The 25,506-nt window shown below is 70.7% G+C and carries 21 protein-coding genes; 12 read left to right on the forward strand and 9 right to left on the reverse strand.

Translation table 11 applies throughout. From position 1 onward, the window contains the following. Positions 1-31 precede the first annotated feature (31 nt). From ACZ3I4_RS43885 to ACZ3I4_RS43895, 3 genes are all read left to right on the forward strand, one after another. Entirely contained in the window at positions 32-1,453 is a 1,422-nt protein-coding gene (locus tag ACZ3I4_RS43885; RefSeq protein WP_465388088.1) for an NDP-hexose 2,3-dehydratase family protein, read from the forward strand. A 90-nt stretch (positions 1,454-1,543) separates the two neighbouring features. Beyond that, positions 1,544-2,086 (forward strand): carboxymuconolactone decarboxylase family protein, encoded by a 543-nt coding sequence (locus ACZ3I4_RS43890; RefSeq protein ID WP_465388089.1) that lies wholly within the window; start codon positions 1,544-1,546, stop codon positions 2,084-2,086. 48 nt (positions 2,087-2,134) lie between these two features. Continuing rightward, entirely contained in the window at positions 2,135-2,410 is a 276-nt protein-coding gene (locus ACZ3I4_RS43895; protein ID WP_465388090.1) for an ArsR/SmtB family transcription factor, read from the forward strand. 225 nt (positions 2,411-2,635) lie between these two features. Here ACZ3I4_RS43895 and ACZ3I4_RS43900 read toward each other — a convergent pair whose 3' ends face one another. Next, on the reverse strand, positions 2,636-4,393 hold the full coding sequence (locus tag ACZ3I4_RS43900) for a hypothetical protein (protein WP_465388091.1): 1,758 nt from the start codon (positions 4,391-4,393) through the stop codon (positions 2,636-2,638). A gap of 28 nt (positions 4,394-4,421) precedes the next feature. Continuing rightward, positions 4,422-6,248 carry a hypothetical protein gene (locus tag ACZ3I4_RS43905; RefSeq protein ID WP_465388092.1) on the reverse strand — a complete coding sequence of 609 codons (1,827 nt, stop codon included), beginning with the start codon at positions 6,246-6,248 and terminating at the stop codon, positions 4,422-4,424. Positions 6,249-6,394: 146 nt separating this feature from the next. On the opposite strand from ACZ3I4_RS43905, the gene ACZ3I4_RS43910 reads away from it, so the two are divergent. The 4 genes from ACZ3I4_RS43910 (at position 6,395) to ACZ3I4_RS43925 (ending at position 13,008) form a co-directional block, all read left to right on the forward strand. Then, the gene (locus ACZ3I4_RS43910) at positions 6,395-8,017 is read left to right on the forward strand and encodes a hypothetical protein (protein WP_465388093.1); all 1,623 of its coding nucleotides are present in this window, start codon (positions 6,395-6,397) and stop codon (positions 8,015-8,017) included. A gap of 103 nt (positions 8,018-8,120) precedes the next feature. After that, positions 8,121-10,100 carry a CRTAC1 family protein gene (locus ACZ3I4_RS43915; RefSeq protein ID WP_465388094.1) on the forward strand — a complete coding sequence of 660 codons (1,980 nt, stop codon included), beginning with the start codon at positions 8,121-8,123 and terminating at the stop codon, positions 10,098-10,100. After that, positions 10,097-11,095, forward strand: coding sequence for an enediyne biosynthesis protein (locus tag ACZ3I4_RS43920; protein ID WP_465388095.1), 999 nt, complete (start codon positions 10,097-10,099; stop codon positions 11,093-11,095). Before ACZ3I4_RS43915 ends, ACZ3I4_RS43920 begins: the two co-directional genes overlap by 4 nt. Positions 11,096-11,106: 11 nt before the next feature. Further along, positions 11,107-13,008: a KedN5 family methylcobalamin-dependent radical SAM C-methyltransferase gene (locus ACZ3I4_RS43925; RefSeq protein WP_465388096.1), complete on the forward strand. Its 1,902-nt coding sequence runs from the start codon at positions 11,107-11,109 to the stop codon at positions 13,006-13,008. A gap of 52 nt (positions 13,009-13,060) precedes the next feature. On the opposite strand, the gene ACZ3I4_RS43930 is transcribed toward ACZ3I4_RS43925, so the two are convergent. Further along, positions 13,061-13,891, reverse strand: a complete 831-nt coding sequence (locus ACZ3I4_RS43930) for a hypothetical protein (protein WP_465388097.1) — start codon at positions 13,889-13,891, stop codon at positions 13,061-13,063. Between the two features lie 137 nt (positions 13,892-14,028). Here ACZ3I4_RS43930 and rfbA point away from each other — a divergent pair, with 137 nt between their 5' ends. Then, positions 14,029-14,901: a glucose-1-phosphate thymidylyltransferase RfbA gene (rfbA, locus tag ACZ3I4_RS43935; protein ID WP_465388098.1), complete on the forward strand. Its 873-nt coding sequence runs from the start codon at positions 14,029-14,031 to the stop codon at positions 14,899-14,901. Here rfbA and ACZ3I4_RS43940 read toward each other — a convergent pair. Next, positions 14,873-15,505 carry a copper resistance CopC family protein gene (locus ACZ3I4_RS43940; RefSeq protein ID WP_465388099.1) on the reverse strand — a complete coding sequence of 211 codons (633 nt, stop codon included), beginning with the start codon at positions 15,503-15,505 and terminating at the stop codon, positions 14,873-14,875. The two genes, rfbA and ACZ3I4_RS43940, sit on opposite strands and share 29 nt — an antisense overlap. Beyond that, positions 15,495-16,082, reverse strand: coding sequence for a hypothetical protein (locus ACZ3I4_RS43945; RefSeq protein WP_465388100.1), 588 nt, complete (start codon positions 16,080-16,082; stop codon positions 15,495-15,497). The genes ACZ3I4_RS43940 and ACZ3I4_RS43945 overlap by 11 nt, the downstream gene beginning before the upstream one ends. A 48-nt stretch (positions 16,083-16,130) precedes the next feature. Between ACZ3I4_RS43945 and ACZ3I4_RS43950 the strand changes: the two genes are divergently transcribed. Then, on the forward strand, positions 16,131-16,586 hold the full coding sequence (locus ACZ3I4_RS43950) for a CAP domain-containing protein (RefSeq protein WP_465388101.1): 456 nt from the start codon (positions 16,131-16,133) through the stop codon (positions 16,584-16,586). Positions 16,587-16,623: 37 nt separating this feature from the next. On the opposite strand, the gene ACZ3I4_RS43955 is transcribed toward ACZ3I4_RS43950, so the two are convergent. The 3 genes from ACZ3I4_RS43955 to ACZ3I4_RS43965 all read right to left on the reverse strand — a co-directional run bounded on the left by ACZ3I4_RS43955 (position 16,624) and on the right by ACZ3I4_RS43965 (position 19,100). Further along, positions 16,624-16,896, reverse strand: a complete 273-nt coding sequence (locus ACZ3I4_RS43955) for a hypothetical protein (protein WP_465388102.1) — start codon at positions 16,894-16,896, stop codon at positions 16,624-16,626. A gap of 108 nt (positions 16,897-17,004) precedes the next feature. Further along, positions 17,005-18,099 (reverse strand): glycosyltransferase, encoded by a 1,095-nt coding sequence (locus tag ACZ3I4_RS43960; RefSeq protein WP_465388103.1) that lies wholly within the window; start codon positions 18,097-18,099, stop codon positions 17,005-17,007. Next, the gene (locus tag ACZ3I4_RS43965; protein ID WP_465388104.1) at positions 18,096-19,100 is read right to left on the reverse strand and encodes a glucosyl-3-phosphoglycerate synthase; all 1,005 of its coding nucleotides are present in this window, start codon (positions 19,098-19,100) and stop codon (positions 18,096-18,098) included. The genes ACZ3I4_RS43960 and ACZ3I4_RS43965 overlap by 4 nt, the downstream gene beginning before the upstream one ends. Positions 19,101-19,279: 179 nt before the next feature. On the opposite strand from ACZ3I4_RS43965, the gene ACZ3I4_RS43970 reads away from it, so the two are divergent. The 3 genes from ACZ3I4_RS43970 to ACZ3I4_RS43980 are packed head-to-tail and all read left to right on the forward strand — an operon-like array spanning position 19,280 to position 23,870. Further along, positions 19,280-20,239 carry a Gfo/Idh/MocA family protein gene (locus ACZ3I4_RS43970; RefSeq protein WP_465388105.1) on the forward strand — a complete coding sequence of 320 codons (960 nt, stop codon included), beginning with the start codon at positions 19,280-19,282 and terminating at the stop codon, positions 20,237-20,239. Further along, on the forward strand, positions 20,232-21,308 hold the full coding sequence (locus tag ACZ3I4_RS43975; protein ID WP_465388106.1) for a zinc-dependent alcohol dehydrogenase: 1,077 nt from the start codon (positions 20,232-20,234) through the stop codon (positions 21,306-21,308). The genes ACZ3I4_RS43970 and ACZ3I4_RS43975 overlap by 8 nt, the downstream gene beginning before the upstream one ends. A 57-nt stretch (positions 21,309-21,365) precedes the next feature. Then, positions 21,366-23,870, forward strand: coding sequence for a tetratricopeptide repeat protein (locus ACZ3I4_RS43980; RefSeq protein ID WP_465388107.1), 2,505 nt, complete (start codon positions 21,366-21,368; stop codon positions 23,868-23,870). A 21-nt stretch (positions 23,871-23,891) separates the two neighbouring features. On the opposite strand, the gene ACZ3I4_RS43985 is transcribed toward ACZ3I4_RS43980, so the two are convergent. Further along, complete coding sequence (locus ACZ3I4_RS43985; RefSeq protein ID WP_465388108.1) at positions 23,892-25,457, reverse strand: alpha/beta hydrolase; 1,566 nt, start codon at positions 25,455-25,457, stop codon at positions 23,892-23,894. Positions 25,458-25,506 lie beyond the last annotated feature (49 nt).

The raw sequence follows: 25,506 nt of genomic DNA on the forward strand, positions 1-25,506 counted from the left end.
AGTAAAGTCGACGGAAGAGTTGGAGGGGCACATGGGCGACCTCGCCGCACCCGGGACAGCGCTGGCCTACGCCCGTGACCTGCCGCACCGGCTCGCCGCCTCCGCCCGGCATCTGCCCCGATCACCCGAGACGGTGGAGGACTGGCTGGCCGAGCGCCGCCGGCGCAACCCGTTCCGCGTACGGCCCGTGCCGTTCGCCGACCTCAACGGCTGGCACTTCGCGGCGGACACCGGCGACCTGCGCCACGTGAGTGGCCGCTACTTCAGCATCGAGGGCATGCACGTCACCACCGATTACGGCCCGCACGAGCAGTGGTGGCAGCCGATCATCCACCAGCCCGACCGTGCCATCCTCGGCATCCTGGTCCGGGAGATCGACGGCGTTCTGCACTTCCTCATGCAGGCCAAGATGGAGCCCGGCAACGTCAACGGGATGCAGTTGTCGCCCACCGTGCAGGCGACGCCGAGCAACTACCTGCGTACGCACAACGGAGGCACGTCCCGTTATGTGGACTATTTCATCGGGCCGTCCCGCGGCCGGGTCCTCGTCGACGTGCTCCAGTCCGAGCAGGGCTCGTGGTTCCGGGGCAAGCGCAACCGCAACATCGTCATCGAGGTGGACGAGGACGTCGAACCCCACGAGGACTTCATCTGGCTGAGCCTCGGCCAGCTCCTCGCCCTGCTGCACCGGAGCAACGTCGTCAACATGGACGCCCGTACGGTGCTGGCCTGCCTGCCGATGACCGGCGAGCCGACCGGCGACGGCGACGGTTTCGGCGGCGCGCTCGGCGAGAGTCTGCGATGCCTGGACGAGGGCGCCTGGCGGCCGCTCATCCAGGCCCGCAGCTGGCTCACCGAGCGCAAGTCGTGCTATTCGCTCAGCACCCGGACGGTGCCGCTCTCCGAGGTGGCCGGCTGGCTGCGCGACCGCGAGTCGATCCGCCACCACGCCGGCCGGTACTTCCGCATCATCGGGGTGTCCGTCGAGGCCAGCAATCGTGAGGTGCGGCAATGGCAGCAGCCCCTGCTGGCGCCGTGCGGCACCGGCCTGGTGGCCTTCGTCGTGCGCCGCGTGGGCGGCGTACCGCATCTGCTCGTCCACGCCGACCTGCGGCCGGGATACCGGGACACGGTGGAGCTCGGCCCGACGGTGCAGTGCACCCCGGACAACTTCATCGGAGACCCGCACCGGCCACGGCCGCCCTACCTCGATCTCGTGCTGTCCGGCGCGGGCCGGGTCCACTACGACGCGGTGCAGTCGGAGGAGGGCGGACGGTTCTTCCACGCCCTGACCCGGCACGTCGTGCTCGAGGTCGGCGACGACTTCCCGCTCGACACTCCCCCGGACTACACCTGGCTCACCGCCGGTCAGCTGGCCGCGCTGGTGCCGGCCAGCTATCAGGTCAACATCGAGGCCCGCAGCCTGCTGTTGTGCCTGCGCGCGCTGCTCTGAGCACATCGATGCTGGGCAATCTGCGAGGCGCGCGGCCGCAGGCGCGCCACCTAGCCTGAGCGGGTACGCCGCTCAGACGGGGAGGAACCCATGGCCCACATCGATCTCGGCCTGGACGAGAGCGAGAGTCCCGGCATCATCGGCCTGATGCGCTATCGGCCGGAGACCGCCAAGCCCCTCAACGACCTGGCCGAGGTGCTGTTGCGCAGCACGCCGCATCCGCTGACCCCGGGCGAGCGGGAACTCATCGCCGCGTACGTCTCCGGCTTGAACCATTGCGGTTTCTGCTGCTCGTCGCACTCCGCCTTCGCGGCCGCGCAACTGCCCGGCGGCGCCGAGCTGGTGCAGCGGGTCCGCGAGGCCCCGGACGACGCGCCGGTCACCGCCAAGCTGCGGGCGCTGCTGCGGATCGCGGCCGCCGTGCAGGCCGGTGGGCGCACGGTCGGCGCCGAGCTCGTCGAGCAGGCCCGGGCCGACGGGGCGACCGACCTCGAGATCCACGACACGGTGCTCATCGCGGCCGCGTTCTGCATGTTCAACCGCTACGTCGACGGGCTCGGCACCAAGCCGGGCGACCCGGCCTTCTACGGCCGCAGCGCCCAGCAGATCGTCGGCTCCGGCTACGGCGTCTGAGCCGGCACCCATTGACAGGCAACCTTATACTTGCATAACTTTCTGTATATGGGCGATGTCTTCAAGGCGCTGGCCGACCCGACTCGCCGTTCGATCCTCGACGAGCTGAGCGACCACAACGGACAGTCTCTCGCCGAGCTCTGCGCCCGCCTGGCCACCCGGCACGGGCTGTCCTCGACCCGGCAGGCCATCTCGCAGCATCTCGTGGTGCTGGAGGCGGCCGGCCTGATCATGACCAGCCGCCGGGGCCGCTACAAGTTGCACTACATCGACACCGCGCCGCTCGAGCCGATCATCAACCGCTGGCTGAGGCGTGTTTCCTGACCGGGCCCGGCGCAGGTCGGGTCCAGTCAGGAAAGACGCCTCAAGATCCGCCGAGGCGACGGGGGGGGCGGGGTGGCCGGCCCCCCCCCCGCCCCGGGGGGGCGCGATATGGTTTTGCTTTTTGGCCCCCACCACAAGGGGGGCGGGGGGCGCGCGGGGGCGGGCGCGCCCCGGCGGCCCGGGGGGCCCGTCACCCCCCCCCCCCCCCTCGCCTCTGTGCGTCCTCTATCGGATGTCCTTGTCGGCCACCACGAACAGGAGTCCGTGCGGCCGCGCGTCGCCGGTCGCGCCGTGCGGCCAGGCCGGCCGGTTGAAGTTCAGGCAGGGCGTGCCCGTGTCCTCGTCGCGGAAGGACGTGTCGGCCGTCAGCTGCCCGGCCACCCCGACATCGAACAGGCAGACCTTGTGGTTGCCGTCGGTGCCGGTCGCCGCCAGGAAGTACTCCGAGGTGGCGATCCGCTGAGTCTGGTCGGTCTCGCGGTAGCGGCCGTCGCGGCCCAGCTTGAACGTGTCCATGGTGGCCCAGTGCGGCCCGCCCATGGTCTCGTCGTAGATGCCCACCGTGCTGGCCAGCGTGGGGCAGTCACGCTCGGCGCCGCCCTTCTCGGTCTCGGCCACAGTGTCGATCTTGCACGTGCTCCGGTTGCCCGCGGCGAGCAGCTTGCGGATGTCGAGGGCGTACAGCATGCCGGTGTGGGTGTCGCCCGGAGAGCCGTAGCCGCCGCCGAGCACCAGGTGGTAGAGATAGCGGTCGTCCGGGCTCACCTGCAGCCACGAGCCGCCGTCGATGGCGCTGGCCGGGGTGTCGGTCGGGAAGAGCGCCTTGAAGGCGTTGTAGTCGTCGTAGACCTCCCGCCACTGCGGGCGGGCCACGGTGATGTCGGGGGTGTAGAAGACGGCCCCGTTGAGGGTGGCGGCGAACGCGCCCCGGTGATTCGCCTTGTTGGTCATCGCGACCTCCATGACGCCGTACCCCTCGCCCAGGATCGGGTCGGGCACCGGGCGCGGGCCGGCCGGCAGGTGCGACACCGACAGCAGCTTGGGATGGTTGCGGTTCTTGATGTCGAAGACCCGTACGGTGTCGCGGATGATCGGCGGCCCCTCGGGCAGGACCCCGCCGATCAGATTGCGGGCCTCGGCATAGTCGCTGAGCACCAGCCGGTTCAGATCCTCACGGACCGAGATGCCGTGCGGGTTGGCGCAACTGCGGGTCGGCAGGGCCGGGATGCTGCCGCAGGTCGCCCCCTCGTCGACGGTCGACGCGGCGGGCGCCTCGGACAGCACCCGGCCGTTCGGGCTCAGCCGCACGATCTCACCGGGCGTGCCGGCGAAGCCGTTGCCGACGCGCGTCTGGCCGTCCGAGTAGCGGCACGAGCCGGCCACGTCGGGCCCGCCCAGATAGGTGGCGTACGCGGTGCCGTCGGACAGGACCTGATAGGCGTCCGGCGCCGAGCCACACGGCGTGGCGGTCGACGGCGCGACTCCGCGCAGGCGCACCACGGGCAGGGCGCTGACGTCGAACGCGTACGTGATGTCCGACAGCAGGCCCCCGGCGAACACGGTGTCGCCCTTGTGCCATTGGTATTGCAGGTGGTGCGGCTCGTTGCCGATGGTCGGGCCGAGGGTGACGGTGTTGGCCACGTGCCCGTAGGTCGGCGAGCCCTTGGTGACGTCGACGACCGCGAGGAAATCGGGTTCGGTCGTGCTCGGGTTGGGCGCGTTGGCGCTCGAGTCACCGGCCCACACCAGCAGCCACTCGTGCGCGCGGCCCCGGCCCAGCTCGCGCCGGATCGCGCCGGTGAGGTGGTTGGTCACCCGGTATTCCTGGCCGTCCGGGCCGCGGACGCTGAAGGCCTGCGTGGTCACGTCCCCGCCCGGCGCGGCCACACCAGCATCGGTGACCGAGACGCCGAGCAGCACGGCGAGGGTTGTCCCCGCGGCACCGATCCGCCGGGCCCAGGGATGGAGTCTGACTTTCTTCACTGTTGCTCCTTGTATCGGGCGGGTTCGGCTAACGCAGGTCCTTGTCGGCCACGACGAACAGCAGGCCGTGCGGCCGGGCCTCGCCGGTGGCGCCGTGCGGCCAGGCGGCCCGGCGGAAGTCGACGCACGGCGTGCCGAGGACCTCGTCGCGGAAGGTCTCGTCGCGCTTCAGCCGGCTGCCACCGGCGTCGACGTCGTACATGCAGACCGTGTGGTTGCCGTCGTGATAGGTGAAGGCGGTCCAGTACTGCGACACCGCGATGCGGCCCACCTCCGCGGTCTCCCGATAGAGCCCGTCCCGGCCGGGGTGGAAGGTGTCCATGACGCCGGCCTGGGGCCCGCCGGTGGTTCCGTCGTAGATCGGCACGACGCTGGACAGCGTCGGGCAGTCCGCCTCGGCGCCGCCCGCCGCGACCTCGGGCAGTGTGTCGATCTTGCAGGTGACGTTCCGGCCGGCGGCCAGCAGCTTGCGGATGTCCAGCGCGTAGAGCATCCCGGTGTGGGTGTCGCCGGGTGAGAAGGCGCCTCCGCCCATCACGGTGTGGTACAGGTATTTGTCGTCCGGGCTGACCTGGATCCAGGTGCCCGCGTCGGCGTTCGGCGTCGGCGTGTCAACCGGGATGATCTTCTTGAACGCGTTCGTGTCGTCGTAGATCTGGCGCCAGGCCGGGTTGGGCACGGTGATGTCGGGCGTGTAGAAAATGGCGCCGTTGGCGCTGGCCACGAAGGCGCCGCGGTGGTTCGGCCGGTGCGTCACCGCCGCCTCCATCGAACCGATTCCTTCGGTCATCCGCACGTCCGGCTCCGGGCGCGGGCCCTTCGGCAGGTGCTGCCACGACACCAGCTTCGGGCGGTTGCGATTGCTGATGTCCATCACCCGCGCCGTGTCGCGCAGGCTGAACAGGGGCGAAGGACTGCCGCCGATGGTGTTGTGCGGCTCGGCGAAGTCGGCGATGACCATCCGGTTGAGGTCCTCCCGCACGGCCAGCCCGTACGGGTTGGCGCAGCTGGGCCGGGGCAGCGCGGGGATGGTCACGCAGGTGCTGGTCTCGGGCGCGTCGGGAAACAGCGGCGACGGGGGGATCGGGGTGCCGGGTTCACCGGCGGCCGCGGAGGTGGGCACCTCGGACAGCACCCGCCCGTTGGGTGCGACCCGGATCAGCTCACCCGGCGTGCCGTAGGCGCCGTTGCCGACCCTCACCTGCCCGTCGGAGTACCGGCACGGACCGGCGACCGGGCCGGGCGAGAGCATGGTGCCGTACGCGGTGCCGTCGGCGAGCACCTCGTAGCTGGCCGGCGCGGTGCCGCACCGGGTGGCGGACGGCGGGGTGATGCCGCTGAGCCGCACCTCGGGGAGGTGCTTGACGTCGAAGACGAACGTCGTGTCGGTGAACAGTCCGCTGGCGTACACCTTGTCGCCCTGGTGCCATTGGTACTGCAGGTGATGCGGCTCGTTGCCGAAGACGTCGTCGATGGTGACCGTGTTGACCACGGTGCCGTACGTGGGCGAGCCCTTGGTGGCGTCGAGGACCGCGAGGAAGTCCGGCTCGTTGGTCGTCGTCGGGCCGGGCTCGTTGTTGGTCAGGTCGCCCGCCCAGAGCAGCAGCCATTCCTTCTGGCTGCGCCGGGCTTCGCGGGCCTGCCGGCCCAGCGCGGTCAGGTGGTTGGTAATGCTGTACACCCGGCCGTCCGAGGCCCGGACGCTGGACGGGATCGTCGAGATGGGAGAGCCGTCGGGGACGGCCGAGGCGGGCACGGCCGGCCCGAGACCGGCGGCGGCGATCGCCAGGACGGGTGCGAGCAGCGCGGCAGTCAGCCGGCGGGCACGGGAAGGTGAGGCCTGGAGAACGGGCACGAGATGCTCCTGGAGGGACCTAGCGGTTGACAAGGACGCGGTAGGCTGCCCGTACGCTACTATCGATTTATCAACCAGTCTAGAAAATGCAGGGCCCTGAACGCGGCCATGGACTGGTCTTGTTTAATAACCTAGAGTGCTTCGATGTGACCGTCTCTGTCGTCGCCATCCTCGGCTCGACCGTCCTCGTCCAGGCCGGCACCGCGTACGTGGCGGGAGCGGCCCTCTTTCGCGGCGACGCCCGATTTCCCCGCGTCGCGGCCGGGCTCACCGGCGCCGCCCTGGTCCTGCTCGCCGCCTTGGGCCATCTCCCGTACGCCGTAGCGGCCGTGCTGGCCGCCGCGATCCTGGCTTTGCCGTCCACTTTCGACCGTCGACGGACCGCCGTCGCGTCCGGCCTGGTCGTCGCGGCCGTGGTGGGTGGCGTCCTGGCCGGTCTCGACGAGCCCGTTCGCTTCGGCCTGGCGATGGTGCAACAGGTCGCGGTCGCGCTGTGGTGGGGCGCGGTGAGCGCCCCCGGCGCCCGGCACTCCCGGATTCTCGGCCTGGCCGGCGCGTTGACGGTGACGGCCGCCTGGAGCGCCGAGCTGGTGCTGGACCGGGCCGGGACGGCCGCCGGCTGGCCGGTGGCGATGGTGGCCGTGCGGGGCACCCTGACGCTGGTCTGCCTGATCTGGCTGACCTCGGTGCTGCGGGGTTACCCGGTCCCCCGTCGTCCGCAGATGCTCGGCGCGGCCGGGGTGGTGCTGATGTCCGCCGGCACAGCCGTGCTGCCGTCGGCGCCGGCACCGGCCCGGCCCGGCGAACCGGTGCTGGCCACGGTCAGCGTGACCGGCCGGCCGGTCTCCGTGCTCGTGGTGCCCGGCCGGCCCGGTCGCAATCTGGTGCACCTCGGGCCGGGCGCCACGGCGGTCGGCGCGGACGCCACGCGCGCGGTGACCGGCGCCGACCGGCCGGGCGCAGCCGGCGCCTGGGCCGAGGTGAGCCTGCCGGCCGGACGCAGCCGGCTGTGGGTCGGCGCGGGCCGCGAGGGCGGCTGGCTCACCGTCGACGCCGGCACCGGAAGCGAGACCGCGGACCTCTCCGGTCCCGACGGCCCGGAGTGCGCCAGTCAGGCACTCGGCCGGCTGCTGTCGGCCCGGAGCGGGCCGGTGCTGTCGTGTCCCGCCGACCGGCTCGATCCGGCCGACGCCGCGGCGCTGCGGGCCACGGTCCGGTTCCTGGCGCAGCGCGGGACAACGGCGATGGGCCTGGTCACCGATGACTCACCGCGCAGCTCGGCGGCCGCGCGCCTCGTGCGGGCCGAAGCAGCGCGACTGCAAATCGCGACCACGCCCGCCGTCACCGGCCGTCCCGTGCTGGTGCTGGCCGGCTGGGCGGCGGCGGAAACGGCGATCCGTGACGTGACCGGCGGCCGCACCCGGGCCGAAGCGGTCTACCTGGCTCCCTGGTTGCTCGCCACACCGCTGTTGTCCGTGCCCGCCGCCCTGCAGATCCCGTTGCGCTTCGATCCACGCGCGCCGGAGTCGCGCGCCTACCTGACCGCGCTGGCCACCCGGTTTCCCGGCGAGCCACCTTCCGCGGCCGGCTTTCAAGGTTGGGGGGAAGGCGAGCCGGGCACCGCACCGGTACGCCTGTACGCCGCGTCCCGGGTCTTCATTCCCGGCGACCCGTTGCTGACGCCGCACCGGCATGGCAGCGCGGTCGCCGCCGACTGGCTTCCGGGCGGCACCGTGACCGCGGTCAGTCTGCCCTGGGCGCCGGCCTGAACCCTATTCGGCACCACCAAAGCAATTCGCGAGAACTTCGCCCCCACGCGAACGGGAAGAATCCTCAGGGACGGGACCAACCGCGGCGCTATTTGGGGGACCTGTGACATCACGAATCAACGATACGAGCCGCCGGCTGCTGCCCGGCGTCCTCGTTCTCGTTCTGATCGCCACGACATTCGCCATCGCGCGAATACCCGTTGCGTCGGCCGATACTCGCGATTCCCTGGCCGCGCGTTTCGCCTTTACCGAGATGCCGATCGCGCTGCCACCCGGTCTGCCGCGGAACACGATCCGCCAGGTGAACCCGAGCTTCCACCACATCCGGGCGTGGATCTCCTCGGTCGGCTCGGCGGTGGCGGTCAACGACCTGTCCGGCACGGGCGTCGCGAACGACCTGTGCCTGGTGGACTCGCGCAGCGACGCCGTGATCGTCACGCCGGTGCCCGGCACCGGCGACCGCTACCCACCGTTCGTGCTCGATCCCGCGCCGCTGCCGGTCAGCACCACGATGGCGCCGATGGGCTGCGTGCCCGGCGACTTCAACACCGACGGGCGCACCGACCTGCTCGTCTACTACTGGGGCCGTACGCCGGTGCTGTTCATGAGCCGGCCCGGCGCGGGCGCGCTGAGCAAAGCGGCCTATCTGCCCACCGAGTTGATTCCGGCCGCACGGTCGTCGGCCGACGGGAAATACCACGGCCTGCTCTGGAACACCAACGCCGTCAACGTGGCCGACTACGACGGGGACGGCCACGCCGACCTCGGCGTCTTCAACTATTTCCCGGACTCGGCCGTGCTCGATCCGATCGGCCAGCCGAACGTCGAGATGAACCACTCGATGTCGCACGCCCGGAACGGAGGCGGCGCCCACATCATGCGCTGGACCGGCGCGACCACCGGCGCCAGCCCCTCGGCGACGTTCGAGGAGGAGCCGCGGGCCGTCGATCCGGCGGTGGCCACCGGCTGGACACTCGCGGCGTCCGCGGCCGACCTCGACGCCGATCTGCTGCCCGAGCTCTACGTCGCCAACGACTTCGGCAACGACCGCCTGTTCCACAATGTCTCCACGCCCGGGCGCATCCGTTTCGCTCTCACCTCGGGCGAACGCGACCCCCTGACGCCCAAATCCTCGGTCCTCGGGCACGACTCGTTCAAGGGAATGGGAGTCGATTTCGCCGACCTGCAGAACAGTGGTCGATTCGACATGTTCGTCAGCAACATCACCACGGCCTGGGGCCTGCAGGAAAGCAACTTCCTGTGGTCCAACACCGCCGCCGACGCGACCGAGGCGCGCACCAAGCTGAATAGCGGCAAGGCGCCGTTCGTCAACAAGGCGTCGGCGATGAATGCGGCCTGGGCGGGCTGGGGATGGGACGCCAAGACCGCCGATTTCGACAACAGCGGAAATCTGTCGGTCGTACAGACCACGGGATTCGTCAACGGCAATATCGACCGCTGGGCCTGGCTGCAGGAACTCGCCATGACCAATGACGTGCTGCTGCAGAACCCGGCGGCCTGGCCGAAGGCGGGGGCCGGCGACGACATCGCGGGCAAGCAGCCGATGGCTCTGTGGGTGCGTGAGCCCAACGGCCGGTACGTGAACCTGGCCCGCGAGACCGGAGTCGATGTCGCCGGTCCGACGCGCGGCATCGCCGTCGCCGACACCAGCGGAACCGGCGCCCAGGACCTCGTGGTCGCCTGCCAGTGGTGCGCCCCGGTCTATTTCCGCAACACCCGGCCCGCGAAGGACGACTTCGTCGGACTACGCCTGCGCCGCCCGGCCACCCCTGCCGCCGGACAGCCCGCCCCGGCCCACGGCACACCGGCCTACGGCGCGGTCGTCCGGATCACCCGGGCCGACGGACAGGTGCAGCTGGCCCAGCTGGACGGTGGCGGCGGCCACTCCGGCAAGCGCAGCTTCGACGTCTACTTCGGACTGGGCGACGCCGCCGGGCGACCGGTCAAGGCCGAGCTCAGCTGGCGTGACACCACCGGATCGGTCCACACCCAGTCGCTGGAGCTCACGCCCGGCTGGCACGACCTGATGCTCACGACGATCGCCCAGGAGATGGCGGAATGACCGACACGCGGCAGGTACGCACCGACAGCGCCCCGCTCGAGCTCCGCGAGCCGCCCACCCCGGCGGTGACTCCCCCACCGGGACCGGCCGCTCCAGCCACTCCGGCGGCTCCGGCCCGCGACCCTCGATATCTGGCCCTGCGCAACTTCGCCATCTCCATCTCGGTGTTCAACATCCTCGGCTACACCGTCCTCGGCTTCGAACAGCCCTGGGCCTATCCGCTGTTCGCGGTGGCCACGGCGTACGCGGTGGAGATCTTCCTCGAGGCCGCCTCGGCCTGGGCGTCCCGGCGGAAAGCGGCGTTCCTCGGCAACGGCCTGCGCGGCCTCTACGTCTATCTGCTCCCGGCGCACATCACCGCACTGGCCGTGAACATGCTGCTCTACACCAACGACCGGTTCGCGGCCGTCGCCTTCGGGGTGGTCGTCGCCATCGGAGCCAAATACGTGCTGCGGGCGCCGATCGAGGGCCGGATGCGGCACTTCATGAACCCGTCCAACTTCGGCATCACCGTCACGCTGCTCGCCTTCTCGTCGTGGATCGCCATCGCGCCGCCGTACGAGTTCACCGAGCTCGTCCCCGACGTCATCTCGATCTACATCCCGCTGGTCATCGCGACGGCGGGCACGGTCATCAACGCGTTGCTGACGAAGAAGATCCCGCTCATCGTCGGCTGGGTCGGTTCCTTCGTCATCCAGGCCCTGCTGCGGCACTACATCTGGGATGCCGGGCTCTGGACCGCCCTGTCGGTGGTGACCGGGGTGGCCTTCGTGCTGTTCACCAACTACATGATCACCGACCCGGGCACGACGCCACGGTCGGGCTGGGCGCAGTTCATGTTCGGCTCCGCGGTCGGCATGACGTACGGGGTCCTGATGGTCTTCAACGTCGTCTACACCCTGTTCTTCGCGCTCACCGCCGTCTGTCTGGCCCGCGGCCTGTACTGGTGGATCCGGTCGATCGCCGGGCGTTCCCTCGCCGTGCGGCCTGAGTGACGGTGGTGGACATGGCCCGCAAACGCACGGTCTGGATCGTCCAGCAGGGCATCTGGGACATGCCCAAGGAGTCCATGCCGCTGGCCGCCGGTTATCTGAAGGCCACGGCGCTCGCCGACGAGAACATCCGCGACGAGATGGACATCCGGATCTTCAACTTCGGGGGCCGGCACACGGTCACCGTCATGGCCGAGACCCTGTTCAGCGGCCAGGCCCCGGACGTGCTCGCCTTCTCGGTCCTCGGCTGGAACTACCACACCTTCGGCGCGCTGGCCGAGACCTACAAGCAGATCCGCCCCGACGGCTGGGTGATCTACGGCGGCACCCATGTGGCCAACCAGGCCGAGCGGGTCTACCGGCAGTATCCCGAGGTCGACGTGGTGGTCAACGGCGAGGGCGAATTCGTCTTCCGCGATCTGCTGCTGTCCTACCTGGCCGCGCGCAAGCCGGCCGAGCTGACCGGCGTCGGCGGCATCAGCCTGCTGCTGGAGCCGGGAAAGGTGCTGACCACCCCGGTGCCGGAACGGATCCAGGACCTCAACAGCATTCCGTCGCCATTCCTGACCGGCGCCATTCCGATGACCGACCATCGCGGCGAGTTCCGCTACGACGTGGCGCTCATGGAGACCAACCGCGGCTGCCCGTACCGGTGCGCCTTCTGTTACTGGGGCGGCGCGGTCGGTCAGAAGGTCCGGGCGTTCTCGATGGACCGGCTGCGCGCCGAACTCGAGCTTTTCGCCCACTACAAGGTGCACACCGTGGTGCTGTGCGACGCCAACCTCGGGTTGTTGCGGCAGGACCTGGAATTCGTCGAAGAGGTCATCCGCACCCGTGACCGGTTCGGCCATCCCCGCTCGGTCGAAGGGTCCTGGGCCAAGAACAAATCCGCGGTCTTCTACGACATCGTCCGGCGGATGAAACAGGCGGGGATGCGCAGCTCGTTCACGCTCGCCCTGCAGACGCTCAACGAGCCCGCGCTGAACCTGATGAACCGCCGCAACATGAAGCTCAACGACTGGGAGGATCTGGTCGCCTGGCTTCGGGACGAGGGCCTGGACACCTATGCCGAGCTCATCTGGGGCTCGCCCGGGGAAACCGTCGACACGTTCTTCTCCGGCTACGACAAGCTGGCCACGTACATGACCCGCATCGCGGTCTATCCCCTGTTGCTGCTGCCCAACACCGACTACGCCGACAACAAGGAACGGTACGGATTCCGTACGGTGCGGGGCGAGAACGACGATTTCGAGTACGTTCTGGCGCACCGCAACATGACCGTGGCGGAAAACCTGGAGATGAAGCGGTTCATCCTCTTCGCCCGCGCAATGGCCGAGCATCTGGTGTTCCGGCACATCTGGGCGCCGCTGCGGGTGCTGGCCGGGCTCACCCAGTCGGCGGTGATCCGCGGCATGATCAAGTGGTTCGAGGCCGGCACCCATCCGGCCGCGGTGCGGCTGAACGCGCTGGCCGTCCGGCTGGAACGCCAGCCGGGCGCCGTACCGGCCTTCCTGCGCGAACTCTACGGAGAGCCCGGGCTCGACGAGCTGCTCACCGCCTGGTGGTCCGAGGTGATCCAGCCGCAGTTGCCGCCCGAACAGGCCGAGCTGCTGACCGAGGTCTTCCGGTACGACCTGCTGACCCGGCCCGTGTTCGATCCGCCCGAGGCGGCCCCGATCGACCTGCCGGTGGTGGACATCGCCGGCGAGCCGCACTACCGCCGGGCCGAGGAGCCTTTCGCGTACGACATCCCGGCGGTTCTCGACGCGGTGCGGCTCGGCCGGCCGGTCGATCCGGCGCCCCGCCGCACGCAGGTGTCGCTGTGCCTGCGGGCCGGATTCCATGCCTATTACGGCAATCACGAAGAGGGCGTGTACTACGTCGGGCGCCCCGAGCGCGAGCTGCACGGGCACTGAACGAGACGCGCCGCCCGAGCTCTGAAGCCCGGACGGCGCGTCTCGGCGTAGGTCAGCGACCCGCCACCTCGCGGGCACGCTCATAGGCCGCCGTGATCATCGCGTCGGCCTCCGCGGCGCTCACCGCACAGGCCTCGACCAGCACGCCGCCGTAGGACAGGTACGCCGCGTACCGTACGTCGGTCGTCTTCTTCGCCATGTCCTTCTTGGCCGCCTCGGCACAGGAGTACGAGACCAGCTCGAGGTTCGGCTGCGGCTCGGTGGGCACCTGACACGTCCCGACCGCCGCGGCCCGCTGCGCCGCCGTGGTGCCGGCGTCGAAGGCCGTGGTGATGGTCAGGCCGAGAGTCTGCGCGCCGGGCAGCGTGCGGGCCTGGTAGCCGGCCAGCTTCACCGTGGCGTTGACCTTCACCTTGGCCAGCGACATGCGCCCGGACGCGCAGGCGCGGGCGCTCTGCTCGATCTTGGCGAGGTCGACACCGCCGGGCGTGGCCAGCGCCATCGCGGAGAAACTACCGGCGTCTCCCTTGGCGTTCTTCGGCCCCACGCCGAACTGCACCCAGCCCGGATAGTCGCCGGGACTGCCGATGGCGTCCTCCAGGTATCGCACACAGGTCGTCGGCGAGAACGTGAAGCCGGTCGGCACGTCGAACATGTGCGCGGCCGCGGCCTGCTTGACGTCCATCTCCTGCACCGAGGTGCCCTCGGGTTGCTGGGCCGGCGGCACGAGCACGGCCCTCATCCGGTCGGTCGCCGAGACCTGCGGCTGGGCGACAGCCGGCTTCTCCTCGGTCCGCAGGGCGTAGAACAGCCCGGTACTCACCAGCAGGGCCAGGCCGGTGAGCCCGGCCGCCACGAACAGCACTATCCGCTTGGCTGACATCGTCGTTCCTTTCGTTCCGGCCGAGAACGGGTCCCGGCCAACGGGGGTAACTCCGATATTGGCTTTCAACTATGTATTTATCAAGCGGAACGATCCTTTGGTTGCAGCAGGCGCTAATTGCTATATATTACTTAAGCATGAAGGGGATCGTATTGGCTGGTGGGACCGGAAGCCGGTTGTTCCCGCTGACCCGGGTGACGTCCAAACAACTGCTCACCGTCTACAACAAACCGCTCGTCTACTACCCGTTGTCGGTTCTGATGCTGGCCGGCATCCGCGACATCCTGATCATCTCGACGCCGTCGGCCATGCCACTCATGCAACGGTTGCTCGGTGACGGATCCCAGCTCGGCCTGCACATCGCACACGCCGTCCAGGACGAGCCGCGCGGCATCGCCGAGGCCCTGACGATCGGCGCCGGGCACATCGGCAACGAGCGGGTCGCCCTCATCCTGGGCGACAATCTGTTCCACGGCGCCGGCTTCGCCCAGATGGTGCAGCAGTGCGCGGCGTCCACAGCGGGCTGCACCCTGTTCGGTTATCCGGTCTCCGATCCCGAGCGTTACGGCATCGGCGAGATCGACCAGGCCGGCAATCTGGTCTCCATCGAGGAAAAGCCGCTCCGCCCCCGCTCCAACCACGCCATTACCGGGCTCTACTTCTATGACCACGAGGCCGTCGAAATCGCCCGCGCCCTGACCCCGTCGGCCCGCGGCGAACTGGAAATCACCGACGTCAACCAGGCGTACCTGAAGCAGGGCCGGGCGCGGCTCATCCGGCTGAGCCGCGGCACCACCTGGCTCGACTGCGGCACCCACGACTCCCTCCTGGCCGCCGCCCAGTACGTGCAGATCATCGAGAAGCGGCAGGGTGTCCGGGTGGCCTGCCTCGAGGAGATCGCCCTGCGGATGGGCTTCATCGACGCCGACGCCTGCTACCGCCTGGGCGAGCAGATGAGCCAGTCCGACTACGGCCGCTACCTCACCGAGATCGCGTACTCCCTGGGCTGAGCTCCTCGGGCTCCCGATACCGCCACCGGCGCGCGGCCGCCGTTCCGGTGCGGGGCCGCGCCCAGAGCAGGAAGACGACAACGAGCAGCGCGGCGCCGTCGATCACCAGCAGTACGGCGCTGGCCGTGTCGACCTGATGCACGTGCTGCTGAACCGACGCGGTCGCCGCGCTCCGAGCCGCCCCGGACAGCGGCGCCGGGGCCGACCCGGTGCCGGCGCTGAACCGGTACGCACCGGTACTGCTGCCGCCGTCGAGGAAGATGACGTGATAGGCGACCGTGATGTCGCCGGGCGCGGCCGGGCGCACCGGGAGCCGCAATTCGAACGGCCCGGACTGCTCGGCCTCGCCACCGGCCAGGTCCTGCCCGCCGGGGCCGGAGACACCGATGTGAGAGTCGGCCCGGGAAACCCGCTCGGCGAACCGGAGGACGACCGTGCCGGGCATCGCGTCCAGCACCTGCCCCGGCCCGGGTTGCGCCGAAACCGGACCGGAATCGGCGGAGGCGGCGCCCGGCAGCGACACCACGGCGATCAGCACCACCAGGGCGAGCCTCAGCGCATGCCGGCCCAGCCGTCCGCTGCCCGGTCGCGGGTCACGCCGCACGGGACGCAAGAGGAAACGCCGTACTCGGGCGTGCGGCACAGGAACAGCGCATGGCGTCCTGCTCGGCCGGGCTCGGACGCAGGTGCAGATACACCGCGACGATCATCGGAAGGAAGACGACCGAGTTGTAGAACAGGTGCAGCTCGACCCGCGCGAAAACCAGCTGCAGCAGGCTCGTCGGCACCGGCTGACCCCAGAACGCGTGCCCGCTCTGCGCCTGGATGAGCAGCAGCAGGTGTTCGATGTGATGCCAGAACTGGATGGCCAGCGCCACGGTCCACCACGTACGGGCCCGGCCGGTGAAGCCAGGAAGAAGCAGGAACAGGAAGGCCAGCATCACGATCGCATATCCGTAGTGCAGCCACTCCGAGGAGACCAGCCACGGATAGAACTGGCCGAGGATGCCGCGGGCCTGCGGGCGGGGCCGGCCCAGCACCCAGATCTGGTAGGCCTGCACGAGGTGCTCCGCCCAATGGGCCAGGGTGACCGCCATGAAGACACCGAGCGCGGCCCGGTGATGGCGTTCGTTGAGCCGGGCGAGCACCCCCGGCTTAGATACCGCGGCAGCCTGAGTCATGTCGGAATCCCTCCGGGAGGACGGCGGAAAACGGATCCTCCCGAAGCTATGCGAACGCCGGTCACGTTTCTGACTTCCACGTTGCGCAGTCGCTGCCATGTGCCGCCAGGCGCTCACGCCTCGTGGGCCTCAGGCGGTGGCGTTCGGGTTGCCGGCAGTTGCGTTCCGGGTCTTCTGCTCGCCGCGCTGCGCATCGACAGCCGCCTCGTCGCTGCCGCCCGGGCGCACAGCAGCGACATGGTCGCGCGGAACTTCTTCAGCCACACCGGGTCGGACGGCAGCAACTTCGTTACCCGCGAGGCCCGGGCCGGTTACACCACCGGCGCCTCGGCCGAGAACATCGCCTACGGCTACCGCACGCCGCAGGAAGTCGTCACCGGCTGGATGAACAGCGCCGGCCACCGCGCCAACATTCTCGACTGCTCGAGCGTCGCCGTCGGCGTGGGCGTGGCCCGCACCTCCGACGGAACCATCTATTGGACCCAGAACTTCGGCCGGATCTGAATCGGCGGCGTCGCCTGATCCAGGTCCGGCCGAAAGGTCACCGGTGGTCGTCGACGATGGACGTGGCGACGGCCTGCAACTGGCCGGCGTCCGGCTCGAAGGCGGCGGCGATGTCGGGGTGCAAGCCGTCCTTCGTCTCTTCCAGGAGTTCCTGAACCACTTCGGGAACGCTCTCGCCGGTGTAGTTGTCGTCGACGGTGTGCGTGGCGTTCTGCAAAGCCGAGGTGAGCTGCTCTTCCAGGGGCTTCTGCAGCTTCTGTGCTACCGGGCCGAGAGATTCGGCGTCGAGCGTCACGCGCGGGTTGATCATCGTTTCTCCTGATGAGATGGTGAGCCGGCGAGCTAGTGCCCAGACGTCGGGCCCGGCAATCACCGTACGGGGAAATAATGGCTCGGATCGCCGGGAAGTCCGGCCGGATCACCCGATCAAGCGCTCGTACAGCCGCAGATACTGGGCCGCCATCACCGCGGGCGTGAAGCGGCGAGCCGCCTCCTCGCGGCACTCGCGCTCGTCGATGACGTCCGCGGCCCCGACCAGATCGCCGAGTTCGTCCTCGTCGGTGGTGAGCAGACCGGTGCGGCCGTGCTCGACCAGTTCCGGCAGGCAGCCGCGGGCGATGCCGACCACGGGCGTGCCCAGGGCGAGCGACTCGACCACGGCCGTGCCGCCGGGCTCGTTCCAGCGCAGCGGGAACAGCGCCACCCGGGCGCCGGCCACCAGCTCGTCGCGGGCCTTGCCCATGACCGACCCGACCCACCGCACCCGGGTGCCGTCCACGTGCGGCGCGACCTTCTCCCGCCAGAAGACGACGTCCGGGTTCTGCTGGTCGGCGGCGGCCAGGTCCTCCGGGTTGTGGCAGGGCCCGACCGGGCCGGCCAGCACCAGGTCGAACCCCTTCTCGTGGGCCAGGCGGGCGGCCAGATCCTGGCCTTTGCCGGGGGTGACGCGACCCAGGACCACGGCGTACGGCTCCTTGCGCAAGGCCTGCCTGCGGTCGGCGCCGACGGCGAGCGGGGTGGCCAGGTGCACGTGACCGACCGAGTGCCGGCGCAGCGCTTCCGGGGCGTGGCTGAGCTGATCGGCGGAGACCCCGTTGACCCGGACGTGACTCTCGAACGTCCCGTACAGCTCGGGGTGCTTTTGCAGGTCCCAGTGCAGCGTGTGCAGCGACGGAAGGCTCAGCGAGGCCAGCGTGGTCAGCCCGGCCGCCTCGACATGGTCGTGCACCAGGTCGATGTCGCCGGCCGCGACCCGCCGGAGCACGGCGTGCTGGTGGGCCGGCACGACCCCGCAGACCTGGTTGTACGGGCGTTGCAGCTGAGGGAACTGGCCCTGCGGGAAGACCGCGACCCGCTCGTCGACCGGGAGCTCGCTGTCGGCGACCGTCGCCAGGACCACCTCGACGCCGAGTTCCCGCAGCTCGGGCACCAGCGTGGCGATGACGTTCTCGATTCCGCCGTAGCCACGCGGCGGCACCGGCAGCCACGGCCCGGCGTTCATCAGGACTCTCATGCCGCGCGTACCGCCTGCCGGGGCAGGGTGACCAGCGGCGGCCGTTCGTCGACGCCGACATCGGTCACCACGATGTCCCGGTTCAGGTGCGGCAGCCCGTCGCCGGCGCCGCGCTGGAACTGGGTGAGCAGGGTGTTCGGCGGCAGCGGCTCGGTGACCAGGCCGCGGCGGTGCAGCCGGCTCCACGCGGTCACCATGATCTGGGCCGACATCCGGCCCAGGGCGTCGATGCTCTGGTGCCGGTGGTGCCGCTCGCCCAGGTCGACCTGGGCCAGCGCGTCCAGGCCGACGAGGTCGAGCAGGTCGATGAGCATGGCGATCTCGACGCCGTAGCCGGAGACGAACGGGATGCGCTCGAGGGTGGCCCGGCGGCCGGCGTATTCCCCGGCCAGGGGCTGGACGAAGCCGGCCAGCTCGGGCCAGAACAGGTTGAGCAGGGGCCGGGCGCCGAGCTCGGTGACCCGCCCGCCGCCGTCGGCCTCGACGCCTTCGGCCTTGACGAGCGGCCGGTGATAGAAGCCCTTGACGAACTCGACCGACCGGTCGGTGAGCAGCGGGCCGAGCAGGCCCGTGACGAAGGACTGGGAGAAGTCGCGCAGGTCGCCGTCGACGAACGCGACGATGTCGCCGGTGCTGGCGGCCAGCCCGGCCCAGAGCGCGTCGCCCTTGCCCTCCATCCGCGGCAGTCGGCGGGTGATCTCGTCCTGGGCGACGACGCGGGCGCCGGCCGCGCGGGCGACCTCGGCGGTGGCGTCGGTCGAGCGGGAGTCGACCACGACGATCTCGTCGACCAGCGCCACCTGTTCGACCAGGCCGTGCCGGATGACTCGGACAATGTCGCCGACTGTCGCCTGCTCGTTGCGGGCCGGGATGACGACGCTGACCCTGGAGCCCTTCTTGCCGCGAGCCAGTTGCCCCGCCGTCCACTGGGCCGCGTTGCTGGTTCGATAAGTCGCCCAGGCCTCGACCACGGGCAGCGCGCTGACCTGCACCTGCTGCATGAAACCCCCGAACGTCCGTGATGGAAGACCATGCACTGCCCGATCGAAAGCGTGGTCAATCTTGATGTGAGATGGCGATCAAGTAACGGCGAGATGCCGGAACATGGTCTGAGGTTTCGGCGCGAGCCGAGCGGGGAGTTTGTCCGCTGGTCGATTGCCTTTTCAGGGCTGGGGGATCAATGACGGTGGTACGGGTCGGACTGGTGGGCGCGGGCGGGGTCGCTCAACGGCATGCGCGGGTGCTTTCGGGATTGCCGGATGTGCAGGTGGCCGGGGTGACCGACGTTGCGCCCGCCGCCGCGCAGGCGCTCGCGTCGGCGTACGGGGCCAAGGTCTTCCCGGACGTGGAGGCGCTTCTCTCGGACGGGGTCGATGCGGTGTACGTGTGCGTGCCGCCGTTCGCGCACGGACCGGCCGAACGAGCCGTGATTTCCGCGGACGTGCCTCTGTTCGTGGAAAAGCCCATTTCCCTTGATCGGGACATAGCAGCGGCCCTGGCCAAGGAAATCGCTGACCGTAACCTCCTCACTGCGGTAGGCCATCACTGGCGTTATCTGGCCATTGCCGACAAAGCTCGCGCTTTGCTCGCGGGCCGTGAAGTCCGGCTGGTCAGCGGCGCCTGGCTCGACAAGGTGCCGCCGGTGGGCTGGTGGCCGCACCGCGACCGGTCCGGCGGGCCGGTGGTGGAGCAGGCCGCGCACGTGCTGGACCTGGCGAGATATCTGGTCGGCGAGGTCACCCAGGTCAGCGCCGTGGGCAGCGGCATTCCCCCGGCGGTTCCGGGGGCCGACATCGACGGCTCGACCGTGGCCACCCTGCGCTTCGCCGGCGGCGCCATCGGCACGATCGCCGCCACCTGCGTGCTGGGCTGGAAGGAACGCGCCGGACTGGAGATCTACGCCGACGGGCTCGCACTCTCCGTGGCCGAGGATGGGCTCACCATCCGTTCCGGCGACGACATCACCACTGTCGACAGTGACCCCGAGTCGGCCCGGGTGGCGGTCGACGCGGCGTTCATCCGCGCGGTCCGCGGCGAGGAGCAGGACATCCGGGTCCCGTACGCCGAGGCCTTGCGCACCCACGAGCTCGCGCTGGCCGTGGCCGCGTCGGCCGCCTCGGGAAAGACCGTCGATGTCTGACCGCAACCTGATCGTCACCGCGCCCGGACAGCTCGGGATCGTCGACGAACCCGTGGCCGACGGCCCCTTCCGGGTGCGCACCCTCTACAGCGGCATCTCGGCCGGCACCGAGCTGAGTTACGTCAAGGGCACCAATCCGGCGCTGCACGAGGGGTTCGACCCGGTGCTGGGTCTGTTCGGCGGCGCCCCCGAATCGGCCTATCCGGTGCGGCGGCTGGGATACATGGAGGTCGGCCAGGTCGTCGAGAGCCGCACCCCGGCGGTCACCGAGGGCACCGTCGTGGCGATGACGTACGGGCACCGGACCGGCTGGACCGGTGACCCGCTGCGCGACCGCGTCGTCCCACTGCCGTCCGATCTGGACCCGCTGCTGGGCATCTACGTGGCCCACATGGGCCCGATCTGCGCCAACGGGCTGCTGCACGCGGCCGCCGACCTGCACGGCCCCGCGGTGCGCGGGCTCGGTGACGGGGTCGCCGGCCGACGCGTCGTGGTGACCGGCGCCGGTGTGGTGGGGTTGCTGACCGCGCTGTTCGCACGCCGGCACGGCGCCGCGTCGGTAGTGGTCGTCGATCCGACGCCGGCCCGGCGCGAGGTCGCCTCGGCGCTCGGGCTGGACGTGCTCGACCCGGCGGCCGGTGACCCGGCCGTGACGCTGAAGACCGCTTGGCGGCACACCGCCGACGACCGCGGGGCCGACGTGGTGTTCCAATGCCGGGGCCAGGCCGCGTCGCTGCACCTGGCCCTCCGGCTGCTGCGCCCGCAGGGCACGGTGATCGACCTGGCGTTCTACCAGGGCGGCGCGGACGAGCTCAGGCTCGGCGCGGAGTTCCACCACAACGGGCTGGCCGTACGCTGCGCCCAGATCGGCCGGGTGCCGCGCGGCCTCACACCGACGTGGGACCGCGAACGCCTCTCGGCCGAGACGATCGACCTCCTGGGCGCCTACGGTCCGGCGATCCGGAAGCACCTGGTCACCGCGGTCGTGCCGTTCGACGAAGGACCTCAGCTGCTCACCGATCTCGCGGCCCGCAAGCGACAGGAACTCCAGGCCGTGCTGCAGTTCTGACTTTGTGTCGTCAATCGGTCGCCCGCCCGCTCCACTGTGTCCGGTAATTTGCCGGGCATGCCTTTCGAATCGCTGCCCGATCCGGCCGAGGCGGTCCACGTCGACGACCTCGTCGAACGGCTGCGGTTGCTCAAGGCGTGGGCGGGCGATCCGTCGTACGGGGTGATCCTGGACCGGGTCAATGCGGCGTGGGCGGCGGCCGGGCGGCCGGCGGGTGAGCTGACGGGCCGGTCGACGGTGGCCGATTGTTTCCGGCCCGGCCGGCGGCGGCTGAACGCCGACCTGGTGCTGGCGGTGGTGTCCGCGCTGCACCCGAACGCGGACAATGTGGACCGCTGGCGGCAGGCGCTGCGCCGGGTCATGGGCGAATCCCAGGCGGTCTCCCAGGTACGCGTGCAGGATTCACTGCCGCAGGACTTGCCGGGCTTCACCGGCCGGGTGGGGGAACTGGACCGGCTGCGGCAAGCCCCGGTGTGCGTGATCGAGGGGATGGCCGGAGTCGGCAAGACCCAGCTGGCCGTGCATGCGGGGCATCTGCTGGGCCCGTTCGACCGGGTGTTGTTCGTGAACCTGCGCGGCTTCCACCCCGATCCGGCGCAGCCACCGGCCGATCCGGCCGCGGTGCTGGACGGGTTCCTGCGGTTGCTGGGGGTGCCGGGCCACCGGATTCCGCGCGGGCAGGCGGCGCGCAGTGTGCTGTTCCGGGAGCTTCTGTCCGGCGTACGGGCACTGGTCGTTCTGGACAACGCGGCCACCGAGGAGCAGGTACGCCCCCTGCTGCCGACCGGCCCCGACTGCCTGACGCTGGTCACCAGCCGGCGGCATCTGCCCGTCGGCCTGCGCCTCGAGGTGGACGTCTTCGCTTCCGACGAGGCGGTGACGTTCCTCGCCGCCGCGACCGGGAGCGTGCCGGTGGGCCCCGATCCCGGCGCACCGGCGCGGATCGCCGAGCGTTGCGGCCGTCTGCCCCTGGCGCTGAGCCTGCTGGCCGGCCACATCTCGGGCATGCCCGGCTGGACCCTGACCGACCACGCCGCCCGGCTCGACGACCGCCACCGCGACCGGCGGCTGGACACCGGCGTCGCGCTCGCCCTCGACCTGTCCTACCGGCACCTGCCGCCCGAGCAGCAGCGGCTGTTACGGCTGACCGCGCTGCACCCCGGTCAGGACTTCGACGTGTACGCGGCGGCCGCGCTCACCGGCACCGGACTGCCGGCCGCCCGGCAGCAACTGGAGGAGCTGCGCCGCGACCACCTGCTCCAGCCGGCCGCCGAGGGCCGGTACGTCCTGCACGACCTGGTCCGGGCCTATGCCGCCACCCGGACCCACGACGAGGACCCGCCACCCGCGCGGCGCGCCGCCCTGACCCGTCTGTTCGACCACTACGTCGCCACCGCGGCGGCCGCCGTGGACGTCCTGTATCCCGCGGAGACCTACCGCCGGCCGGAAGCCGCCCCCGCCGCGACGCCGGGCCCGGAGCTGACCGGCCCCGAAACCGCGCTGGCCTGGCTGGACATCGAACGGCAGACCATCCTCGCCGTCGCCGCGCATGCCGCGACACAAGGGTGGCCCGGCCACACCGTCGCACTGGCCAGCAGCTTGTACCGCCACCTCGCCGGCGGCTCTCAAGCCGACGCCCTGACCATGTTCGGTCACGCCGTCAACGCCGCCCGCCAGCGCGGTGACCCCGGCGAAGAGGCGCTGGCCCTCACCCACCTCGGCTTCGCGCACCTGCGGCTGAGCCGTCCCGGCGCGGCCGCCGACCACTTCCGGCAGGCCCTCGATCTGTTCCGGGAGTCCGGTGACCTCGGCGGCCAGGGCCGGGTCCTCTACAACCTCAGCATGGCGGAACAGCGGACCGGCGACTACGCCGACGCCCTCGACCACACGCGGCAGGCCCTGGAGTTGTACCTGCAGGCCGGAGACCCGGTCGGCGAAGTCAACGCGCTGTGCGGCCTGGGCATCTTCCTGGACCGCGTGGGCCGCTTCGCCGAGGCCGCCGACTACTGCCGGCAGGCCCTCGAACTCGCTCGCCGCCGCGGCAGCGCTGACGGTGAGGCGTACGCGCTGAACGTTCTCGGCGACATCGAGACCCGGATGGGCCGTCTGGCCGAAGGCGGCGACCATCTGGGCCAAGCGCTGACCCTCTATCGGAAGCTCGGCAGCCCGGCCGCCCAGGGCAACGCGCTGGACAGCCTGGGCCTGCTGCACACCCGCCTCGGCCGGCCCGGCGAGGCCGCCGACTTCCACCGGCAGTCCCTGCGGATCAACCGCGAGATCGGCTCCGTGATCGGCGAGGTGTGGGCGTTCAACGGTCTCGGCGAAGCGGCCCGGACGGCCGGCCGCCCGGCCGAGGCCCTGGCCCACCACACGGCCGCCCTCGCCATGGCGCCCGACGCCGACGACTTCCAGCAGGAGGCGCGCGCCCACGCCGGAATCGGCTGGGCCCACCAGTCGCTGGGCGACGACGTCCGGGCCCGTCACCACCTCGAGCAGGCCCTGACCATGTACACCGCTTGCGGCGCCCCCGAGGCCGCCGAGGTCCGGGCCCTTCTGGGCTAGGGTCCGGCCGGGTGGGGTGCTTCAGAGGGTGCAGGTCGCGCCCTCGCCGGGCAGTTTCAAGTCGATCAGGTAGTCGGCGGCCGCCTTGTCGACGCAGGGATTCGTGCCGGCCATGACGATGGTGTGCCCCTCGCCGCGGACCGTCAGCAGCGCGCTGCCCAGCGTCTCGGCGAGGCGGACGGCGCCGGCGTGTGGTGTCGTCGGGTCGCCGGTGATCGACACGACCAGCGTGCCGGGGAGGCCCCGCACGTCCTCGGCGTACGGGAAACCGAGGGTGGGCGCGGCCGGCCAGTGCTCGCATCCGTCGCGTGCCCCGGTGGACAAGCCGGCGCCCGGATCCATGAACGGCGCCGCCTTGAAGATCGCGGCCCGCAGCTCGTTGCCCTGCTGCTCACTCAGCCGCTGCTCGTCCATGCAGTTGATGGCGAAGTTGGCCTCGCTGAAGTTGGGCCAGGCGCCCTTGGCGTCCCGGCCGGCGAAGTCGAACCCGATCCGGGCCAGCTCGTCGCCGCGTCCCTGCCGCAGCTGCGTGAGCCCCTTGACGATGCGCGGCCACGCCGTCTGGGTGTACAGCCCGGAGATCACGCCGCCGACCGCGCCGTCGAAGTCCAGCCGGCCGCCCAGGGCCGGGACCGGCCGGTCGTACAGGGGCCGCACGAGCTTCTGGAACTCGGCGGTGGCCGTCTTCGGATCGCGGCCCATCGGGCAGCCGGCCTGCCGTGCGCAGAACGCCGCCATGCGTTCGAAGGCCGCCTGGAATCCGGTGTACGCGAAGATCCGCCGCTCGACGGTGCCCTGCCGGGAGTCGATGGCCCCGTCGAGCAGCATGGCGCGGACGTTGCGCGGGAACTGCTCGGCGTAGACCGCGCCGAGCCGGGTGCCGTAGCTCTGGCCCAGGAAGGTGAGCTTCTCGTCGCCGAGCACCACGCGCAGGACGTCCATGTCGCGGGCGACCTCGCGGGTGCCGACATGCGCCAGCGCCTCCGGGCCGCCCGAGCCCTTGGCGCAGCGTTCGACCACCGCGCGGGTGTCGTCCTCGGTCCACTGCACGGTCGTCCCCTGCGTGGTCAGCGGCACGTCGCCCCGGTCGGCCTCCGCGTCGGTGTAGCAGTCGACCGCCGGCTCGGTGGCGCCCACTCCCCTGGGGTCGAAGCCGACCAGGTCGAACCGCTCGACCAGCGGGCTCTTCGCCTTGTCCAGCCCGAGGACGGTGGTGGCCGCGCCGAACAGGCCCGACCCGCCGGGCCCACCCGGGTTGGTCACTAGCGAGCCGAGCTTGTCACCCTGCGCCGGGCGGCGTGCGACGGCGACCTGGATGGTGCGCCCGCCCGGGTCGTCATAGCTCAGGGGCACCTCCAGGCGGGTGCACTCCAGACCGTTGACCAGCGCCATCACCGCGCTCTCGGTCGCGGTCGAGGTGTAGTCGTCGCACTTCGTCCACTGCAGCGTCTGCTGGTGGAACCGTTCGAGCCCGGCCGGCCCCTCGGAGGTCGCCGGGGCCGGCCGCTCCGAAGTGCAGGCGGCGAGCGGCACGAGAAGCGCCGCGGCGAGCGCCCTGGACAGCTTTCCAGCATTCAGCAAAACCATGCCGGTCAGCACACCAGCCGGACGGCGACGCGATCAGGTCCGTCACGTC

It is taken from the genome of Actinoplanes sp. NPDC021490, assembly GCF_055562135.1.

Coding starts and splice junctions, on each gene's coding strand:
- ACZ3I4_RS43885 (WP_465388088.1), top strand. CDS start 32: ATGGGCGACCTCGCCGCACCCGGGACAGCGCTGGCCTACGCCCGTGAC.
- ACZ3I4_RS43890 (WP_465388089.1), top strand. CDS start 1,544: ATGGCCCACATCGATCTCGGCCTGGACGAGAGCGAGAGTCCCGGCATC.
- ACZ3I4_RS43895 (WP_465388090.1), top strand. CDS start 2,135: ATGGGCGATGTCTTCAAGGCGCTGGCCGACCCGACTCGCCGTTCGATC.
- ACZ3I4_RS43920 (WP_465388095.1), top strand. CDS start 10,097: ATGACCGACACGCGGCAGGTACGCACCGACAGCGCCCCGCTCGAGCTC.
- ACZ3I4_RS43925 (WP_465388096.1), top strand. CDS start 11,107: ATGGCCCGCAAACGCACGGTCTGGATCGTCCAGCAGGGCATCTGGGAC.
- ACZ3I4_RS43930 (WP_465388097.1), bottom strand. CDS start 13,891: ATGTCAGCCAAGCGGATAGTGCTGTTCGTGGCGGCCGGGCTCACCGGC.
- rfbA (WP_465388098.1), top strand. CDS start 14,029: ATGAAGGGGATCGTATTGGCTGGTGGGACCGGAAGCCGGTTGTTCCCG.
- ACZ3I4_RS43945 (WP_465388100.1), bottom strand. CDS start 16,082: ATGACTCAGGCTGCCGCGGTATCTAAGCCGGGGGTGCTCGCCCGGCTC.
- ACZ3I4_RS43950 (WP_465388101.1), top strand. CDS start 16,131: ATGCGAACGCCGGTCACGTTTCTGACTTCCACGTTGCGCAGTCGCTGC.
- ACZ3I4_RS43955 (WP_465388102.1), bottom strand. CDS start 16,896: ATGATCAACCCGCGCGTGACGCTCGACGCCGAATCTCTCGGCCCGGTA.
- ACZ3I4_RS43960 (WP_465388103.1), bottom strand. CDS start 18,099: ATGAGAGTCCTGATGAACGCCGGGCCGTGGCTGCCGGTGCCGCCGCGT.
- ACZ3I4_RS43965 (WP_465388104.1), bottom strand. CDS start 19,100: ATGCAGCAGGTGCAGGTCAGCGCGCTGCCCGTGGTCGAGGCCTGGGCG.
- ACZ3I4_RS43970 (WP_465388105.1), top strand. CDS start 19,280: ATGACGGTGGTACGGGTCGGACTGGTGGGCGCGGGCGGGGTCGCTCAA.
- ACZ3I4_RS43975 (WP_465388106.1), top strand. CDS start 20,232: ATGTCTGACCGCAACCTGATCGTCACCGCGCCCGGACAGCTCGGGATC.
- ACZ3I4_RS43980 (WP_465388107.1), top strand. CDS start 21,366: ATGCCTTTCGAATCGCTGCCCGATCCGGCCGAGGCGGTCCACGTCGAC.
- ACZ3I4_RS43985 (WP_465388108.1), bottom strand. CDS start 25,457: ATGGTTTTGCTGAATGCTGGAAAGCTGTCCAGGGCGCTCGCCGCGGCG.